This window comes from Paenibacillus sp. XY044, from assembly GCF_002257645.1.
Taxonomy (GTDB): Bacteria; Bacillota; Bacilli; order Paenibacillales; family Paenibacillaceae; genus Paenibacillus_AQ.
Genome location: NZ_NQMO01000005.1, coordinates 408930 through 428631 on the forward strand (window position 1 = coordinate 408930; position 19702 = coordinate 428631).

A 19702-nucleotide genomic window follows, 5' to 3' on the forward strand; every position below is an offset into this window, starting at 1 on the left:
AAAAGTAGCTGAATGGTTTCTGAATATTTTCTGAACGATGGGGCGCGAACCTGGCGAATAAAAAAAGATGGCTCCCGTTAAGGGAGCCATCTTCTTCTCAACCACAAATGATTATTTCTTTGGCGCCAGCTCAATTGCCTGGCGGATCGCTTCCATCATGCTCTTCTCTTCCACGATTCCTTTGCCCGCTATGTCAAAGGCGGTTCCGTGGTCTACGCTCGTACGAATGATCGGCAGACCGACGGTAATGTTCACGCCCGCGTCGAGGCCGAGCACCTTGACCGGCCCATGTCCCTGGTCGTGATACATGGCTACGACGATGTCGAAGTCGCCGCGGACGGTGCGGAAGAACAGCGTGTCGGCAGGCAGCGGTCCGACGACGTCGATGCCTTCGTCCTGGGCGCGTTTCACAGCGGGCACAACCTTCTCCTCTTCTTCGCCGTAGCCGAACAGGCCGTTCTCGCCCGCATGCGGATTGATGCCGCAGACGGCGATGCGCGGCTGCGGGATGCCCGACTTCTTCAGCGTTTCATGCGCCAATTGGATGACGCGATATACGCGTTCCGGATTGATCATCTTCACGGCGTCGATCAGACCGACGTGCGTCGTGACGTGGATGACCTTGAGGTTCGGCGCGGAGAGCATCATGGAAAACTCGCTCGTTCCCGTCAGATCGGCCAAAATTTCCGTATGTCCCGGGTATTTGTGGCCGCCTTTATGCAGGGCTTCCTTGTTCAGCGGAGCGGTGCAAATCGCGTCGATCTGCTGCTTCTTCGCCAAATCGATCGCTTTAGCCAAATACTCGAACGCTGCGTGGCCGGCCTCAGCCGACACCTGTCCAAGCGGAAGATCCCCGCTAAGCAGGTTCAGATCAAGGCAGTAGACTGTACCGTGCTCATAGGTCAGACCGCTGAGCTGATCCTCGGTTACCGCTTCGACGTTCAGGCTGCTGTTTACATATGCCTTGGCCCGATTCAGGATTTTGGCATCCCCGATCACCAGCGGATGGCACAGGTCGTAAATCTCCTGGTTTTGCAGGCTTTTCAAAATAATTTCGGGGCCAACCCCGGCTCCGTCCCCCATCGTAATTCCAATGACCGCTTTGGTGTCGCTCATTTCCAATCATCCTCTCCACTCATATAGATCAACGCATTCTTCAGCGAATGCTCGTTACCGAATCCTCCAGCTTTCGTCACGGCCCAAAACTCTCTTGTATCCGCCCCGCCGCGCAGTATTCCGAGCGGAAGCCCGGCCTCCACCTCGGTGCACAGCTGCATCTGGTTCATGTTCAGCTGGTTGCATACCGCCTTGGCGGTATCGCCGCCGGTCAGAACCAGGCCGTTAATGTCCTCGTATGCGCCTAAAATCTCCCGGGCAATCGCCCCGAGTTCCCTGGAAATCGTCTCGCCGATTTCGGTTTTCCCGATCGAAAGCTCGGCTTCCAGTTGCTTCGTCGCCTCTCTATTGTTGACAGACGAATCGACAAACAATACAAAATGCCTCTTGTCCGCTTCCTTAGCTACGGCCGCCATGACGTCCGGCAGGGCATAGGTGCGCTTGATCAGGTCCACCGGGTCCATCTCCACGAAACAGGTGTCCGGCAGCGACCGCACGTTCTCCAGCTGCTGCTTGGTCACCTGCGACAAGCTCGCGGACACGGTCAGCGTCTTGGCGACCCGAAGCCGGTCCTCCAGACAATCTTCGGTCCGCTCAAGCTGGAGCGTCTCCGGCAAATATTCGATCAGGCCGGCCGATCCGGCCCATACCGTCTTTTTGCCCGCCCGGACAAAAACCTCGGCGATCTCTTTCAAATCATCATCCGTCGCCGCGTCACATATAAACCAGGTCCGTCCCGATGCGGCATGTTCCTCGATCGTCTGCACCAGCCGTTCCGCCGGCCCGTGCAGCTGCGTAAGGTCGATCAGGACGATGCTCTGCTGACCTGCATACGGCCGGAACAAATTCTCGATGAAGCTGTCCTTGACCGGCGTTTTGGGATCGCGCCCGAATTCGGTCTCGGAGACGCGCTGCCCATGGACATGCTGATAACCGTCAAGGGTTTGACGGTTCATCTTCGGATATGCCGGGGCAATCACGACCACTTCCGGCTGATGAACGGAAACGACGGCTGCCAGTTCGGCAGCCACGTTTCCCCGTAAGGTCGAGTCCATTTTTTTATATACTTGATGATACCCTTGCTGAAAAAACAAAGTGCTCGCTTGCAATACCTTGTCGTAAGCTTCCTGTTCACCGGCTGCCCGGGTGTCCGTATCGATAATGGCAACATCCCCGTCTGGCTTGGCCGGAGCCGCCAAGGAATCAAGATACACGGTGGACGTGATCCCGATCTTGGACAGCTGCACGCCGGCATCGTTAGCTCCCGTCAAATCATCTGCGATAATGTACATATGCTGCATAATGAACGACTCCCTTACTTGAATCCTTTTCCATGCCACTTACGCTTGTGAACTCCGCCGCTGCGCCCGTCTTGCGAACCAGGTCGTCAGAAGGGGGGTCAGAATCGCCGTCACAATGACGCATGCCGTTACTTGAAGCGTTGCATCCGCAGCAATGCTGCTGTAGCCGGTGTACACTGCGGCAACCGCCATCGGTACCGCCGAAGCGTTGCCTGCCGTCGACGAAGCCGCAATCCCGGCAACGCCGTCGCCACCGGTCAGGCGGTCGATCAGGAACAGGACGACGCCGGTGATCACGACGACACCAATCCCAAGAATGACGCCGGATAATCCGGCTTTAACAACGTTGGTCAAGTTAATGCCTGCGCCGATCGCGAGCGAGAAGAGCGGAATGATGACATCCTGTCCCTTGCTTAGGAACTCGCGCATCTTCTCGTCGAGGTTCCCGAGGAGCATGCCGAGCAAAAGCGGCAGAAGGGCAAAGACAAACGCCATAATCGGAAAGCTGGCCAGGCCGGCGACGCCCAGAATGAGCATCGTAAAGAACGGGCCGGATTCCAGCGACATGATCGAATACGCGGCGACGTCTTCTTTTTTCTTGCCGAGTTGACCCATCAGCGCCATGTACAGGCCGCCGTTGGTGTCGGAGAACGCCGCAATGATGGCCAGAGCCGACAGTCCCAGGAACAGATTGTTCTGGTCCGGGAAAATCGCTTTGATCAGCAGGGCGATCAGGAAGGTGGTACCGATTTTACCCACCCAAAGGCTGACGCCTTTCTTCAAAATGTAACCGGTTGCCTGAAACCGAATCGTCGACCCCAAGCAAATATAAAAGGCGGCAAGCAGCGCGGATGTACCTGTCAACAGGCCGCCTGTAAACGAGCTCTTAAATTCCGGCATATCGAACATTTGCGGAAAGAACGTACGAATCAGGGCGCCGATCAGCAAAGGGATCAACATCATCCCTCCGGGGACTTTATCAATGGCTGCCTTAATCTTCATGGCTGTGTCATCTCCCGTGTTGTAAATTTAAACAGTTTGTTTTGTAAAAGCGATTACAAAAAACGATTACATCGATTATAATAAACGTTTACAAAAAATAATGCAACACTTCTTAGCTAAATAAATATCATTTAACCAAAAGTGTTGCATATTTAAACAATACTGGGTTTATTCCTTCAACTTTCTCCATAATGTCGACCGATTGATGTTCAGCCGTTTCGCCGCCTTGGTCTGGTTAAAACCCTCCTGCTCCAGCACCTTCTCAATGATCGCCTTCTCGATCTGTTCCAGGGTGCCGTTCAGCAGATCCCCGCCGCTCACTCCGTTAGCCGTGCCTTTTCGCTGCAGCAGCTGTTCAATCAAGGCATGCTCGATAACGTACCCTTTCTCCAAAAGCACCGCCTCCTGAAGCAGCGCCCGCAGTTCCGATACGTTGCCCGGCCAGCTGTAATCCATTAACAGGGCAAGCCCCTTTTCCGTCATCTTAATGGCCGAGGTGCCTTCCGTTTGGTTAAAGTACAGCAAAAACGAGGTAACCAGCTCCCGGATATCCTCTTTGCGTTCCGCCAGTGCAGGAATATGAATCCGGACGATGCCGTCCTCATAGGCTCCCCATAAATGCTGCTCTTCAATCATCGAGAGGATCAGGGTGATTCCCCTTCCCTGAAAAGCCTCCATCCTCCGCCACAGTTCGGCCTTCAGGCCGCTATCCATCATATCAAGCGCGTGGATATACAGCGTTTTGATCTCCGCGTCCACTTCGTCGGGACCAAGGGCCAGCATATCGGCCGCCTGGACGGAGGCGAATAGGCCTTCCCCGCGGAACTTACGGTCATGAATATAGCGCGCGATCGACTCCTTGCCGGCACCCTTCGGCCCGATCAGAACAAACCGGGCTGCGGAAAGGCAGCGATCGATCATCGACAAGCAAGAATCCATCGCTTCGCTCTGATGAATGATCAGCGGCGGTGTGCCCGTCTTCACCTGTAAATATGCCTCGGCCGGCGAATCCATATGAACACGCGAAAATTCGCATACCAAATAAGCCCCTTCTTCCACCTTTACCCGGGTTTTGACGATCTTCAGCGGCCGGCCTTCCGCATCGCTCGCATGGCTGATCTCCCGGGCCGCCGTCTCCCGGAAAGCGTGCGGATCCACGCCGAAATTCGGGACGGGACGGGAATCGAAATGCTTCCACTGCTCGTACGCAACCTGTCCGTTCTCCGCCAAAACCATCACATCCCCTGCCGTGACGTGCAGCACAGCTTTGAGCCTGTCGATTTCCTGCCGGTTCTTCATCATCCACCGGGAGACGGTCTTCGCTTCCTGAAAGGCGTCAAAGATCGCTTCCCGCCCAGACTGGATCAGGATGCCCACAAGTCCCAGGCGGGACGCCGTCTCGAAGGTCACCACATCCCCCATGATCAGCTGGTAGCCTTCCTCCTTGAGCCTTCTGAGCAGGCTCTCCGTCTCGTCTTCGTCATGGATCGTGAAAATATCGATCGGAATTTCCAGCAAATCGATGATGGCCTTGGCACCGAGGGTGATGGCGGGAAACCCGACAATCGCTTTTTTTCGCGGAAAATCGTTCGCCAGCGTCAGCACCCGCAGCATGTCATAGCCGGACACGTGAACGTCGACGACGGGGATATCGACGGCCTCTCCGATCAGCTTGGCCGTTCCGCCGCGGCTGATGATGACATCGACCCCTTCGGCTTCCGCCTGCTTGGCGATGGCGACCCCCTCTTGAAGATTTCCGACCCGGATCTGAAGGTCCAAATCTTTCTCTTCCGAACGGCACGTCTCGATCAAGTTTTCCATGGCTGCATATGGAGCTACAAATAGGGCTTTTATTTTCATCTAATCCCACACCTATATCCTTTATGATTGTAGTTCAGTCATAGCATATAATCGGGTGGTATGCAATTTTTGTCTCGTCTGTCGGGGGTTTGGGGAAGGGGAGCTCTCGCTATGATACCCCTAGCACCAGAATGTGCTGCGGACCCGCCGGACCCATTCGGGTACGTCCCTCGTCACGGAACCCCGCTTTGAGATAGACATGCCGGGCGGCTGCGTTTCTCATATTGACCGCAAGGACCACTTCATCGGCCGTACGGAAATGCTTTTTGACAAACTCCTTCAGTCCGAGCAGAGACTTCGTGGCGTACCCATGCCCCTGGTGCTTGTGATCGATGGAGAACGCCCGCAGCAGCAAAGCATTCGGGTTGTCCGAGTACTGCCTCCGGTCTTCCCCTGTATCGAGAACGAAAAAGCCAACCGGCCCTTCTTCCCCCAAAATGACGATCGGATGCCGCTCCTTCCGCTCCAGTGCCTTCTGTATGACTTCGCCAGGCAGTGCGGTGAATTCATGCTGCTCCTTCGGCAGCGTAAAAGCTTCGAGCGCAGCTTCGTGTTCTGGGTGATATAAGGCCAGCCGGACGTTATCTATGGTGTTTTTCATTGAGGTCTCCTTTGGGCATTTTTGATAAAGACCGATTTTGCGGTCCAGATCCCTCTTAAGCGCAAAGCCCACCTGACGACAGGTGAGCCGTGGTTATTCGTATTATAATTCCTGTCTGGTGGGCCTTACAACGATTTCATTGACGCCGTTTACGGCGGCTTGGATATAGCATAGGCAATGGAGTGAGCGATGGCGCTGAATTTTCGGCTCCAATCGCGTTCGGGGTTATCCCGCTTGAATCTGGCTCCTCATCGTCACCATGTCGATCCAGCCGCGGTGTTCGGCGATTTTGCCGTCCGTAAGACGGTACTGGCGGTACAGCGTCACATTCATCGTGCGTCCGGTCGGTGCGGTGCCGAAGAACACACCCAGATGGGTGCCCCGGACCGTCATCCGAACGAGAACCTTGTCGCCCTCGGCGATGATTTCTTCTACCGTATACTGCTTATCCGGAAAAGCTTCCAAAATTTTTGCAGCAAACTGCTTCAGCCCTTCTTTCGATTGATAGCTGAGCTCCCGATAGTCCTCTGTCGTGAAGGTATCCGCCGCATTCAGATCGTTTGCGTTCCAGAACGCCTGAATAAAGGCCTCAATCACCTCGGTGTTTTTTTGCTCGGTCGTTGTCATATCGTCCATCTCCTCTAATTTATATTGGCCGTATCGTTCCAGGTGACCTCAGGCACCCGCTTGCAGCTGGGGGAGCAGCGTACCGGTGTCAAACCAGCCGAAACGATGAGTGATCCGCCCCTCTTGAAACGTGAACTCGTGGAACTGCGTGATGCGGACCGCTTTCCCCGTGGCGGGATTACCGGCAAACGATCCGGTATGCTTGCCCGTGATGAGGACTCTTGCGATGATCTTCTCTCCCTGGACGATCACGTCATCCACTTCGTATTGACGGTCCGTAAAGGCCTCTTCCAGTTGACCGATGAATCCTTGCCCCGTTTGGCTCAACGTCCCTTCATTCCATGCCTCTTCAATCCACTTTACTGCCGCTTCTACTTGCTGCTGCCGCGTTGTGTTCATATCGGTCCATCTCCTTTTTGTTTGTCATATTTCAAATCCTTCGGCGTACATCCGCTTCATGATTGATTTTATTATGTTACCATTTAGTCACATATTGTACAAAAAAATACGCCGACTATCCGATTACTGCTGCCGCCTCGGTTGAAAGCAGCCGGGTCACCTTTATGAATTGCCCAAGAACCGCGGCGGCCCGTTCTCTCACTCCAGCATCCAAAGGCACGCCATCCGGACCAAACTCATTCGATCCGTACCCCACGGAAATCCATTCCGGGCAATTAACGCCATGCAGGTTCCGGACGATCGTCTGCAGATGCGTCAGCGAACTGATACCAAGCGGCCCTCCTGCCGAGCTTACGGAAAGAACCGGCTTTCCTTCCACATGTCCCGGCGTCAAATAATCCAGGGCATTTTTCAGCACGCCCGAGATGGAGCCGTGATATTCCGGTGTTGCCAAAACCAGCGCATCCGCCGCAATGATCTCATTTTGCAGCCGTACGGCACCCGGATTTGGTCCCGCTACCGGCGAATACAGCGGCAGCTGAAGCTCCCTCATATCCACGAACGAAACCGTAATTCCGCTGCTGCCCAGCAGGCTCTTCAGATAACGAAGGAGCTTGGTGCTCACGGATCCTTCATGGTTGCTTCCGGCAATTAATGTTACTTTCATCTCTTACATCTCCTTTGGATTCCCCTGCGCTGCATCCGGTCCTGACGGCCGCCGGCTGACAAACGAAACGGGGTATGATAATATGTGACTATATTGTCACTCTTGATGAGATTATAATACGTTACTATATAGTAACATGTCAAGGGCATTGTTCCGCTTTTTTCTATGCATGTGGTAAAGGAGGTGTTACGATTGGAGGACAATCTAGTATTTAAAGCGCTCGCCGACCCTACACGCCGCACCCTTCTGGACCTGCTGCAGGCGCACGACGGACGGACGCTGAACGACTTGTGCGCCCCGCTTGACATGTCCCGGTTCGGCGTAATGAAGCATCTGAATCTGCTGGAGGAAGCCGGACTCATTACAACAAGAAAGGTCGGCCGGGAAAAGCTGCACTACCTCAATGCCGTACCCATCCGCCAAATATACGAGCGATGGGTCAGCAAATACGCCGAACCTTGGGCGGCGGGATTAACATCACTTCAATTCGAATTGGAGCGTGAGACGCAAATGGAAACCAAACCGAAGCATGTCAACCGGATCGCCATCAAATCAAGTCCCGAGCAGGTGTGGCAGGCGATGACCGACCCGGCCAAAACGACAAAGTTTTGGTTCAACTGTGCCATTCATTCCACCTGGGAAATCGGCTCTTCCTTTGAGCTGCTGGGGCCGGAGGGGGAAAAGAAGGTCGAGGGAATCATCCTTGAGCTGGACCGTCCGCATAAGCTGTCCGTGAGCTGGCAGTTTATAAATCTCCCCGGCACGGAGAACGATACGGCTTCCCGCGTCACGTGGGAGATCGCCCCGCATGCGGAAATCCCCGGCGTCACGCTCGTCACGGCGGTCCATGACGAATTTGAACAGGCGCTCTCTACCGCGGGCGTGCTGGAGAACGGCCTGCCGCTCGTCCTTTCAGGAATGAAAACCTTCCTGGAAACGGGGACTACGCTGGAGGATATCTGATTTTCAGAAATCGGTGAAAAAGGCAGCCCGGATACCGTGTATCCCATGCGCACTTTAAAGTATTTCAAGCCCAGTCGCGACTGCCCGCGAGTGGGTTTTTTCGTACGGTTTTATCGACAAGCTTTGTAATGCAGGCTCATAGCTGGTCTTATCAGAACATTGATAACTTTTATGCCTTTCAAGGCGTTGTTATAAAAAGATGGCAGCAAACGTCTTAAGAGGTTGATTGATTGCACCTGCTTATGTAGCAGATGACCAAAAGTGATTGAGAAGGGAGTTGAATGCTATGATGAGCGCTATTGGCATGGGGGGCCTGGTGGCTGTTCTGGTGATGTGGGGGGTTTTTGCGCTGATCTTCTTTTTACTGGTCCGGCTGGCCGTGGACAAATCCAATATGCGTACCGAGCTGCGGCATCTACGCCGGGAGGTCCGGGAGCTGAAATCCTTGATCCAGAACCAACGGAATGAACCAAATACCCATACAGATCCTAACCTCTACAACCCCTCCGGAGATCCATGGGAATAGTCTGATAGCACTTGATAAGCCTCCTCCGTAAATTTGTGAGGCGTTAAATTAAAGTCGCATCATTTAACCTCTGCTTTTTACGCAGAGGTTTTTTTGCTGAGGAATTCCCTTTGGATTGTTCAGAATCTGTTCAGATGACTCTAGTAGAGTGTCATTATGTGTCGAAAATTAGGAATTTGGTCTTATCTAACTTTTAGTTATTTAGTACCAACGACACAGCATTCACACACCTAAGGAGGTCAAAAAGAACAACATGATGCGCTCTATCAAATTCAAACCGCTTCTTCTCGTCATCTGTATACTGATCGCAACGCTTCAGCCAATGACAGGTGCCGTCTACGCCGACCCCACTGGCTCCGAGGACAGATGGGTAACGTACAAGATTGATAATTTCAGCAACTCCAAGCAGGTCGGCTTGTTCGCGTTGAACGGTCAGTCCCGCATTGTAACGGACACCAGGGACCGCCAAATCCTACGCCTGACAGAGGCTCAGGGAAATCAATTCGGTACCGCATTTAATAAAAAACTAATCGCAGCGGGTAACCATTATTCCTTCAGCACCTTCTTTAAATTCCGCCTCAATGGGGATAACCGGAAAAGTTCACCCGCAGATGGAATTACGTTCACAGTTCAAGCCCAATCCAACAATGCCGGGAGTGTCGGCCAGGGTATTGGATACGGGGGAATTACCCCGAGTTTTGCCGTGAAATATGATACTTACAAAAATGCCAGCCCGGTCAACGATCCTTCGGCAAACTATATTGGATTAGCTATGAATGGTGACGTAAACAATACTAATCCTACCTGGTATACAACCAACCTGAACGATATTAGCTTATCGGGCGGAGAAGACTTATATTCCTGGATCGATTACGATGGTGAGAACAAAGTCGTCAAGGTCTACCTCAGCCAAAATGAGAATCGCCCGGAGACCCCCGTTCTGCAAACATCCAATATTGATTTAGATAATATTTTCAAAGGATTACCTGGCGTTTACGCCGGCTTTACTTCAGCTACCGGCGGATCCATGGAGACGCATGATATCGTTTCCTGGTATTTCACGAATACGCCGGAACCCATCGATACTGCAAACCCAAGCTACGTATATAAACAAGCGCCGACAAGCGTTAAGATCAAAGCCGTTCCAACCGGCGAATCCGGTATATATACCGTGATCGGCACCGCACTAGATCCAGACGGTAACCCGGTGCCAAAGGCCCCCCTCACTTTTTCAACCCTTAGTGGAGTACTCGCCGAGACGCAATTCGTCGCTGACGAAAGTGGCCAGGCGGAAACCACTTGGGATCTAGATTCCGCGCCCCCAACAGGAATCATTAAGGTCGTAACCGTAGGAGGAGCTTATGCAGAGGCCGCAATTCCGACGGCTCCGACTCTAACCAGAGGAGATACACCTGAAACAGGTAACATTCTGAAGTGGGATACCGTTCCAGGTGCTACCCACTACAATGTTTACAAGGATGGAGTTTTACTCGCATCCGATGTAACAGGCACACAGTACGAGGTTAGCGGCGTAACGCCAGAGGATCCCGCCCGGTTCACGGTAACGGCTGTGGTAGAGACCGGTGAAGGTACCATGGAATCTCCCCCTTCCAATGAAGTTGAGCTTCCTGTCGACTTTGGTCTCCGGCTGGATCAGCAATTGTATGAGTTAAAACTGACAGAAACGCATCAAACCGTCGTTACATCGGTATACTCTGGCGAAGACGCAACCGACGTGACGCTGGATCCGAATACGGTTATTAGCATTACGGACCCCAACGTAGCGACCATCGATGAGAACGGATTAATTACCGCCGTAGGTGCAGGCACCACAGTTATTAAAGCGGTATATAACGATAAAACCGCCGAGGCAACGATTAAGGTAACGATTGACCCACCTACTTTGCAAGTCGGCAACGAAACCTCAACCAGTGCCGAACTGACCTGGAGTGCTGTTCCGGGTGCCGAAAAGTATAACCTGTATGATGATGCAGGCAACCCCGTTGCCAAGGATCTGACGGATCTCCATTTCGCCCTGACAGGATTGAAACCGGAGACCACACAATCCTACAAGATCACATCGGTCAGCAACGGCATCGAATCGGATCCGTCTGCACCTGTGAGTGTAACGACGATAGCATCCAGCCTGCGCGACCTGTTGATCGATCCATCCAGCGTGACACTTCAACCAGGAGAACAGCATACGCCCAAAGTGACCGCGGTAACGGCAGCCGATGAAAGCATCCATGATGTAACCGGCGCAGCAACGTATACGTCCTCCAATCCGGATGTGGCAACTGTGGATGCCAACGGCAAAGTTACTGCCGTATCGCCGGGTGTGGCACAGATTACCGCATCCTATGACGGAAAGACGGTTACCGAAACTGTATATGTTCGGGATCGGGATCAAGAACAGCAGTACAAGGTGGAACTCACCGTAACACCTGACAGCGTGCTCGCCGATGGCAAAACTCCGGTGACCGTTACAGCCAAGGTAACCGATGACCAAGGAAATCCTGCGGCTAACGTGCCGGTGACGTTTACCCTTGACAGCGGGGATAGCATCCAAAAGGTCACGGACGAAAAGGGCTCAGCCGTTTGGGAATATACTCCTGAGGCCTTGTCCGGCACGACGCCGATTCACCACACGGTTACGGTCCAAACGAAGGATGGCAATGACAACCCGAATGCCCAAGCCAGCATTGGCATCGATTATTATCCGGCTGCCATTGACGGAATCATTATCGACCAAGTCAGCGGCAAACCGGTCGCAGGTGCAACCATTATCGTGAAATCCGATTTCAATAATGACGGCATCATTGATTATTCCACCGAGGTAACGACTGGCGAAGACGGTTCATACCAAATTCCGGTCCCTCGCGGGGATTATAAATACGTCCTGGACATTCAAACTCCGGTTCAAGTAGGCGGTCAACAAGCCGTCTTGACCCAAACCAAGGGAGTTACGATCGGCACCATTCAGACGGGAGAAATCATTAAGCCCGTCAACGCGCTGAACGGACAGCTGTTCATCGCTCCGCCTGCCGGCAGTTCTTCTAATCCTACCGTAGGAGCTCTATTCGGTAATGGAACAGCCTTTGCTGTTCTAAAAGGCCTGGACGGCAGCAATTTCGAGCAACAGCTCCCAATCAACGAAGACGGAACGTTCTCGTTGGACAATGTTCCTAAAGGCAAATACGAAGTGACGTATCAGCTTACTACATCAGGTGGAGAGACGCTTGCGGGACCTTCTTCCATTGTGAACATCAATTTCACCGAAGATGGACAAACCAGCATTGTCTATTCCTTGATTGATCCTTACGGTGTCGTCACCGACTCGTCCAACGGATCCGTATTGAGCGGCGTTGACGTTCAGCTGTATTGGGCAGATACAGACCTCAACAAGCAAAAGGGACGCACGCCGAATGCTCTCGTTTCCCTGCCGGGTCTTCCAGGATTTGCTCCTAACGAAAACGCCAATCCGCAGGATACGGATGCAGCAGGCGAATACGCGTGGATGGTCTATCCTGAAGGCGACTACTACATCATTGCGAAAAAAGCAGGATATTACACCTACGATACTCGTCAGACCAAGCCAAATGCGGACGGAGCCGACAGCTACATTAAAGACGGCATTATTCATGTCGGACAAAGCATCGTCGCTTTTGACTTTGCCATGCAGTCGCTGCCTAAGAGCAGCTCAGGCAGCGGAAGTACAAGCGCATCGGCCCCTGCCCCTCAAGGGGATCTAGCCCTGAATTTGTCGATCGACAAAAATCAGGTAAAGGAAGGCGCGACATCGACCATTACGATCGATTACAACAACCGGACCAGCTCTGCCGTGAACGGTGCGGTCGTTAAGGTCACCCTACCAGAAGGAACGGAACTTGTTAATGCAGGTGGCGGTACGGTCGAAGGCAGAACCGTATCCTGGAACGTCTCCAGCTTACCCGCCGGTGGTACCGGAAGCTTCAAAATTGAAGTGAAATGGGGACTGATCCAAGCCGAACAGGCCACCTATAAGCTGGATGGCCAGCTTCTGGCGGGAGGCACCAGCAAAAATGCTTCCGTCTATGTCCAAGTTTTCTCCGACCGTTTCGGACAATTGAAGCATCAGCGTTATATTCTCGGCTATCCAGACGGCAAATTCCATTCGGCCGGTTCTTTGAGCAGGGCCGAGCTGGCAGCCATCGTCGCTCGTTTGTCGGGCGAAACACCAACAGGTACATCGACGTTTAAGGATATCCGCGAAGGGCACTGGGCAGCGGGCTACATTCAAGTGGCAACGTCCCAAGGGTATTTCAACGGCTATGCGGACAACACATTCCGTCCGGATGCCCCGGTTACCCGCGGTGAGCTGGCTTCCGTGCTTTCCAGATTCCTGAAGATAGACAATGCTCCGGCCGTTAACCGTCATTTCACGGATCTGGACGGAAATTGGGCAGCGAATGCCATCGAAGCACTGTACCGGAACAATCTCCTCTCCGGTTATCCGGACGGCAAGTTCCGGCCGAACAACCAGATCACCCGGGCGGAAGCGGTGACCCTGATGAACAGAGCGTTATACCGCGGACCTCTGACCGGCTTGGATCCGGTATTCCCGGATGTGGACAAGAGCTTCTGGGCCTTCGGCGACGTGCAGGAAGCGACGGTTTCCCACGTGTCCACACGCAGCGATGAAGGTTCCGAGGTTTGGCAAGCCATCCTTGAGGATGACGTTAAGTAGTCAGCATCAAGAAACATCCGAGTACTCAGCAAAATAAAAAAGATGCCAGCTAGCACTGGCATCCTTTTTTCATTATATTCAAACCATTGTCTCTCCGATCGGCTTGCCCGCATTCTGCAGCAGCCACTCATCCATCTGATCGATATTCATCGGTTTGCCGTAGAAATATCCCTGCATTACATTGCACCCGGATGCACGGAGAAAATCGATCTGTTCTCTCGTCTCCACACCCTCAGCCACCAGCTCAAGATGAAGCTTGAGCGCCATATCGATAATGGCGCCCACGATCGCCCGTTTGGAGGGAGAATCGCTTTCCCGGATAAACAGCTGGTCGATCTTGATCGTATCGATCGGGATTTGATCCAGGGACCCGAGCGAGGAGTACCCCGATCCGAAATCGTCCATCGATATCTTCACCCCAATCTCACGCAGCTCATTCAGCTGCCGTATCATATCGGGTACATCGTACAGCATCGTCGATTCGGTGATCTCCAGCTCCAGGTACCGGGCAGGAAGCCCCGTCGCGCGAAGTGCATGTTCCACCATGTAAAGAAGATGTTGGCTTTCAAACAAACGGACGGACACGTTGACCGACACGATCATCGAGGGCATGTCTTTGTCGAGCCACACCTTGTTTTGGCGGCAAGCCTCTTCCAGTATCCAACGGGTCATCGGGATGATCAGTCCGGTTTCTTCCGCAATCGGGATGAATTCGTCCGGTGAGACGACGCCGAATTTGGGGTGCGGCCAGCGCATCAGCGCCTCGAGTCCGACGGGAGTATCCGTCTGGGCATCCCACTTCGGCTGATACACGACATAGAACTCCTTGCGTTCCGACGCTCCACGCATATCCTTTTCCAGCTCCAGGCGGCGCAGCAGCCTTTTGTCCATTTCGTCGTCAAATACGCAGTACCGGTTCTTGCCGGCATTCTTGGCATTGTACATGGCTGTATCCGACGTCTTCAGCAGCGACGCCCGGTCCGCTCCATGCTTCGGAGCCAGACTGATGCCGATGCTGGCCGTAATGTACAGCTCATTGCCCTGCAGAACAAATGGCCTGGTGATGATATCCAAAATGCCGGCCGCGAGCTCCTCAGCCCTGGTTTGGCCGCAGCCATCCGCAACCACCAGAAATTCATCGCCGCCTAAGCGAAACACCATCTGGCCTTGCTGCAGGTGCCCCTTCAGACGTCTTCCCACCTCCTGAACCAGCATGTCGCCGATGTCATGACCCAGCGTATCGTTGATCGTTTTAAAGCGGTCCAGGTCGATAAACAATACGGCGGTTTCTTTCGAGGTGTCGACGCCTTCGCCAAGCAGCCGATTTAGGTCATGCCGGTTAGGCAGCCCGGTTAGCGGGTCGCTGTACGCCATTTTCTCCAGCACATGACGATCGAATAACATCGCTCCCCATGAAACCATCAGGATGAAGAACGTCGTCAGCGTCACGCCGGCCAGCAGCAATAGGTTCATCTCTCCGGCATCGGTAGAGGCCATCGCATTCGGGTTCACGCACCAGAAATCGGCGGCCTTCATGCCGGTAAAATGCATCCCGCAAATGGCCAGCCCCATCAGCAGAGCCGAAGCCCACTTCCACCAGCTGACTTCAGCATGATCGCGAAAGCGGAGGAATAGAAGCAGTGCGACGTAAGAAGCCGCCAGCGCAATGCATGCTGAGAGCAGCCAATAAGATCTGTCGTAGATAATCTCGGCAGGAAGACGCATCGCGGCCATCCCGGTATAATGCATCGCCACAATGCCGCTGCCCATGCAAAACCCGCTCAAAGCAAACTTGCCCCAGTTCACGCCTTTGGACAGCAGTATTTGAAAAGCAATAAAAGACGCCACAATGCTGCACAGCATCGATAACAGCGTAATCGGAATATCGTAGTTCACGGGCACGTTCAAATGAAAGGCGAGCATGCCGACGAAATGCATGGACCATACCCCGCTGCCCATGACGCATGAGCCGGCAACCAGCCACCATTTTTGCGTCCTGCCCCGGGACCTTGATATTTTGGCCGCCAGGTTAAGGGCCGAATAGGACGCAAATACGGCGATAATAAACGAGAGCATAACAATCCATAAATTATATGATTCATCTAACAGGACGATGGGGGCTCACTCCTTGTTGTCAACGCAGAAAAGCTCATAGAGCAAGTATAAAGGACCGCCCCTTCAAAACGAAAGAAGTATTTTAGCAAAATCCGCTATTTTTCGCCACTCTTTGCATTCGTTTTACCGCCTGAATGATATGTTTACATGACCCCGATAACCTGCCGTCACTTCCCGTCCGGATACGTCTCTTGCAGATGTTTTACCGACTGCCGGATCAGCGCCTTCAGCACTTCTGCATCGATATCCGCAACCTTGTTGATATAGACGCAGCCTTTGCCTGACGTATGCTTGCCAAAGTCCTTCAGGAGGGCTTCACGCTGTTCTTCTCCAGGCGCGAAATAGAGGCTGATCTTGGCTTTGCGGGGTGAAAAGCCCACGAGCGGCGCGTCCCCTTCATGCCCTGACGCATACTTGTAATGGTACGAACCGAAGCCGATGATGCTCGGCCCCCACATTTTCGCCGGATACCCTGTTGTTTCCGTAAAAATGTCCAGCAGCCAGTACGCATCCTGTTTCTTCCCGGGATGCTCCACCTGTTCGATGAACGCGAGGACGCTGTCATCGGTTTCTTTCGTTTTCAGCTCATACATGGTCGTCACTCCTTTTGCAGGTAAATAAAATGGCCTGCCCGTTTACCCGGGCAGACCAACGGGGTCGGCTTATTTCACCGAATAAACCCCTTCCTTGTAGGTCAAGGTGTAAACCAAGCCTTCATCCGTGAGCTTTGCCGTTTGGATCAGGTCGGATACCAGACGGGTGTTCCCCTTCGCGTCAATCTTGTATATACCTGGATCATAGCCTTCCGACAGGTAGTAAATCCCCGTCTTTCCGATGTAGTACGAGCTCACCGGCTTGTCGCTGCGCTGGGTTTCCTTGCCGCTCGACAAGTCATATTGGTACAGAACACCCGGATCGGAGGAGCTGCCAGCGGCGTTCGAGGTATAATACAAGCTTCCGTTCAAGAGCTGGGTATTAAGCACCTTTCTGGAAATCAGGGTTTTGGGCTGCGCTCCATTCACGTCGGTCTTGGCCAAATAACCAGTTGCGCCGTCGACGTAATAAATCTGGTTATCCACCATCCAGAACGGACCGGCGGCGGGAGTGAGCTTCACCTGCGTCTGGTCAGACGGGTTGACTTTGTACACCGAGCCCTCATCCTTCGGATCGCTGTCTTTGTAACCGAGCACGTACACAAAGCCGCCTTTGACGTAAATGGCGTCATTAACGCCATAGCTGGTCCCGCCCCCGTCATGCTGCTTCCGGTTGATGGCATAGACGAAGTCGTCCTGACCGATCGCCTTGAAGTCTCCGGTCTTGAGATTAACCCGGTTCAGATTATCGACCGTTTTGCCCATAATGTTAAAATCGGCATGATACAGGAAATCGCCCGACTTGACAGGACCGATCATGCTTTTGGCACCTGTTACCTCTTTCAGGGCGCCATTTAGGACTCGGTACAATGTCTCCGATCCCATCGTAAGATCGCCGCTATGAAGGTTCACGTACAGCTCATTGTCAATCATCGAGACACTCTGCAGCCAGCCGTCCGACGGCTTCCAATCCGTGAGCGAGCTCACCTTCCGAACTTTATTGTTGGTAAGGTCCATAGCATACAGTACGCCCTGATTGTTCACCGTGGATGCGATATACAGGTCATGTCCGATGACCTTCCCGCTGTGCAGTGCCGGCTCACCCGGAATGTCAACCTGAACTTCCTTTTTGCCGTCGGCCTTCCGATATAAACGCTCTAACGTGCCGCTGCTTTGATAGATCTGCTTGTAATAGTACAGCGCGTCTCCGTATTTGGTGATCGGCGTCAGTATCTTTTCGTCCGCCACCGGCTTCCGGGTGTCCTTCAGCTGGGTCAGGATACGGTCTTTGACGGCCAGCGTTTCGGCGCTCTTCTCGTCAACGACTTCGTCTCCCATCACGATCAGACCGTCCAGCCACTGGATATTTTTGCCGAGTGCCTCCGCTGCGCTTCTTAGAGGCAGAACGACGCGGCCGCCGATTTTTTGTGGAGCGACGTCCATCTTTTTGGACTCGTTATTCACCAGCATCGTGGTGCTGTTCACTTTGAACTTGATCGTTTTTTTAAGCCCATAGTTCACAAACGTAACGTCATCCGGATTTTGCGCCTCCCAAATCGTTTGCCACGAACCCTGAGAACGGAACTGCGAAGCCAGGGTTCCCATTAGGCGGATCGGTACCATGACCCTTCCGCTGCGCTGGACGATGTCATAATCACCGTAAAGATTAGTCTTTTCCCCGTTAACAAAAGCTTTTCCGTGATAATCATAAGGGATGATGACCATCTGGTCGAAGGTCTGGCTTAAAGGCTTAGGCGCCGCCTTCTCTGCCGCATAAGCCGGGACCGCCCCGCATACCAACGCCGCAGACAGCAGCAAACTCGTGAACTTCAATTTTGTCGACATCGAAAATTCTCCTTACCCTCAGAATGTAGTCTCATCTCAGACGAACCCGGCTTAATCGATCTGCCAGGGACCGCCTAGATTATAGACGTCCGGGGAAAGGAATATGTTTCTAGTTTTGTGCTAAACTCCAAAATCATGCACCTTCCATGACCTGCTTCACCAGCCGTTTGGGCGCCGCAAGCAGATATGCCTCCTTGATCAGCACGGCCAACTCATCCCAGTCCGGGACGGATGATTTATCACACGAAACCCAGCCGTGGTGCCCGATATAAGGCGTTTTGACGTAGCCTTCCTGCTGCAGCAGCAGGAACTGCTCTTCCTTGGTCGATTTGAACGAAAGGCTCGGAATGCCCTCGTTCTCCCCCATCATGACGAAAGTTTTCCCCCTGACCTTCATGACGTTGTGGCCAAAGCCGTCGATGATCTCCTCCACCTCCGGCAGCGGACGGCAGATGCCCCGTACCCGCTCCAGCATGTCCAAGCCCTGCTTTGTTTTCATGACAGCCTACCTCCCTATCTTCTCCGATACAAGTCCATCGTTTTATAGCCCGCCGCCAGCGCTGTTTTCATGTCCTCGCGACGTTTCGCCCGGGTCTCTTCCTGTACCGCACTGTAAATGTACCGGGCCCAATCCCTGCGGTATCCCGGCGTGAGGGACTGGTAGAAGGCAAGCACTTCCGGAGCATCCTGCAGGTCTTTCTCCACCTCCGGAATCAAGGTCTCATAATCGCCGACCGATTGGCTCGGTTTGGACGAAGGCTGCTTTTTGCTTCGCCCCTCTGCTTTTAAGCCGACGACCGTAAACACGTCGTTCAATCCGACCATGCGTGCAAACTTGATGCTGCTTGTCCCGATATATCCATCCTGATCTGCGCCTAGCCCTTCCAGCAGCTCATCCCTGTGAATATAGGTGGAGTACACCTTGTTTCCCTTTTTGGGATACGCCGCGTACAAATATCCCCCTTCGTTCAGATGCTTGTCGTCAATCACCGTCCGTACAAGCTCCTGCAGAGACTCCATGTCGAGCACAAAGGCGAAAATCAGGTCGTATCCGCCGTCTTTCAGCTCGGTATCGTACGATTCCAGACCGGCCAGCAGTTCCTCCCCTTCCGGCGGATACAGTACCGCCGTCTTGTTATATTTTTGCAGGTTCAACTTTTCTACGATCGTTTTTGCCATCCCCAAGAACCTCCATAAGTTAATCTATCTAATATTCTGTACTTTTTTCGTATATAGTAAAGCGAACATTCGGAGAAAAAGCAACCTCCCTTCAGCAGCGTCCACTCACAGCACGACGAAAAGAGCCCCCATAGGAATGGGGGCTCTTCGAGAATCATGCGTAACACCGCTTATTCTGCACA

At 53.1% G+C, this 19702-nt stretch carries 16 protein-coding genes; 3 read left to right on the forward strand and 13 right to left on the reverse strand.

Features of this window, described 5'->3' with window-relative positions; all coding sequences use genetic code 11:
• Window positions 1-111: 111 nt before the first annotated feature.
• The 8 genes from pdxA to CJP46_RS21720 all read right to left on the reverse strand — a co-directional run bounded on the left by pdxA (window position 112) and on the right by CJP46_RS21720 (window position 7573).
• The gene (pdxA, locus tag CJP46_RS21685) at window positions 112-1116 is read right to left on the reverse strand and encodes a 4-hydroxythreonine-4-phosphate dehydrogenase PdxA (protein ID WP_094597708.1); all 1005 of its coding nucleotides are present in this window, start codon (window positions 1114-1116) and stop codon (window positions 112-114) included.
• The gene (locus tag CJP46_RS21690; RefSeq protein WP_094597709.1) at window positions 1113-2417 is read right to left on the reverse strand and encodes a four-carbon acid sugar kinase family protein; all 1305 of its coding nucleotides are present in this window, start codon (window positions 2415-2417) and stop codon (window positions 1113-1115) included. The genes pdxA and CJP46_RS21690 overlap by 4 nt, the downstream gene beginning before the upstream one ends.
• Before the next feature lie 39 nt (window positions 2418-2456).
• Entirely contained in the window at window positions 2457-3419 is a 963-nt protein-coding gene (locus CJP46_RS21695) for a 2-keto-3-deoxygluconate permease (RefSeq protein ID WP_094597710.1), read from the reverse strand.
• 168 nt (window positions 3420-3587) lie between these two features.
• A complete protein-coding gene (locus tag CJP46_RS21700) occupies window positions 3588-5279 on the reverse strand; it encodes a sigma-54-dependent transcriptional regulator (protein WP_094597711.1) in 1692 nt (563 codons plus the stop codon).
• A 109-nt stretch (window positions 5280-5388) separates the two neighbouring features.
• The gene (locus CJP46_RS21705) at window positions 5389-5880 is read right to left on the reverse strand and encodes a GNAT family N-acetyltransferase (RefSeq protein WP_094597712.1); all 492 of its coding nucleotides are present in this window, start codon (window positions 5878-5880) and stop codon (window positions 5389-5391) included.
• A gap of 225 nt (window positions 5881-6105) precedes the next feature.
• Window positions 6106-6507: an ester cyclase gene (locus CJP46_RS21710; protein ID WP_094597713.1), complete on the reverse strand. Its 402-nt coding sequence runs from the start codon at window positions 6505-6507 to the stop codon at window positions 6106-6108.
• 48 nt (window positions 6508-6555) lie between these two features.
• Window positions 6556-6906, reverse strand: a complete 351-nt coding sequence (locus CJP46_RS21715; protein ID WP_094597714.1) for an ester cyclase — start codon at window positions 6904-6906, stop codon at window positions 6556-6558.
• A gap of 115 nt (window positions 6907-7021) precedes the next feature.
• Entirely contained in the window at window positions 7022-7573 is a 552-nt protein-coding gene (locus tag CJP46_RS21720) for an NADPH-dependent FMN reductase (RefSeq protein ID WP_094597715.1), read from the reverse strand.
• 192 nt (window positions 7574-7765) lie between these two features.
• Here CJP46_RS21720 and CJP46_RS21725 point away from each other — a divergent pair, with 192 nt between their 5' ends.
• The 3 genes from CJP46_RS21725 (at window position 7766) to CJP46_RS21735 (ending at window position 13788) form a co-directional block, all read left to right on the forward strand.
• Window positions 7766-8536 carry an ArsR/SmtB family transcription factor gene (locus CJP46_RS21725; protein WP_256992456.1) on the forward strand — a complete coding sequence of 257 codons (771 nt, stop codon included), beginning with the start codon at window positions 7766-7768 and terminating at the stop codon, window positions 8534-8536.
• Window positions 8537-8822: 286 nt separating this feature from the next.
• Entirely contained in the window at window positions 8823-9062 is a 240-nt protein-coding gene (locus CJP46_RS21730; RefSeq protein WP_094597717.1) for a hypothetical protein, read from the forward strand.
• A 253-nt stretch (window positions 9063-9315) separates the two neighbouring features.
• Window positions 9316-13788, forward strand: a complete 4473-nt coding sequence (locus tag CJP46_RS21735; protein WP_094597718.1) for an S-layer homology domain-containing protein — start codon at window positions 9316-9318, stop codon at window positions 13786-13788.
• A 78-nt stretch (window positions 13789-13866) separates the two neighbouring features.
• On the opposite strand, the gene CJP46_RS21740 is transcribed toward CJP46_RS21735, so the two are convergent.
• The 5 genes from CJP46_RS21740 to CJP46_RS21760 all read right to left on the reverse strand — a co-directional run bounded on the left by CJP46_RS21740 (window position 13867) and on the right by CJP46_RS21760 (window position 19520).
• Window positions 13867-15903, reverse strand: a complete 2037-nt coding sequence (locus CJP46_RS21740) for a bifunctional diguanylate cyclase/phosphodiesterase (protein WP_373558027.1) — start codon at window positions 15901-15903, stop codon at window positions 13867-13869.
• Between the two features lie 167 nt (window positions 15904-16070).
• Complete coding sequence (locus CJP46_RS21745) at window positions 16071-16496, reverse strand: DUF1801 domain-containing protein (protein WP_094597720.1); 426 nt, start codon at window positions 16494-16496, stop codon at window positions 16071-16073.
• Window positions 16497-16565: 69 nt separating this feature from the next.
• Complete coding sequence (locus CJP46_RS21750; protein WP_094597721.1) at window positions 16566-18341, reverse strand: stalk domain-containing protein; 1776 nt, start codon at window positions 18339-18341, stop codon at window positions 16566-16568.
• 133 nt (window positions 18342-18474) lie between these two features.
• Window positions 18475-18840, reverse strand: a complete 366-nt coding sequence (locus CJP46_RS21755) for an MmcQ/YjbR family DNA-binding protein (protein ID WP_094597722.1) — start codon at window positions 18838-18840, stop codon at window positions 18475-18477.
• Between the two features lie 14 nt (window positions 18841-18854).
• Window positions 18855-19520, reverse strand: a complete 666-nt coding sequence (locus tag CJP46_RS21760) for a YdeI/OmpD-associated family protein (protein ID WP_094597723.1) — start codon at window positions 19518-19520, stop codon at window positions 18855-18857.
• Between the last annotated feature and the right edge of the window lie 182 nt (window positions 19521-19702).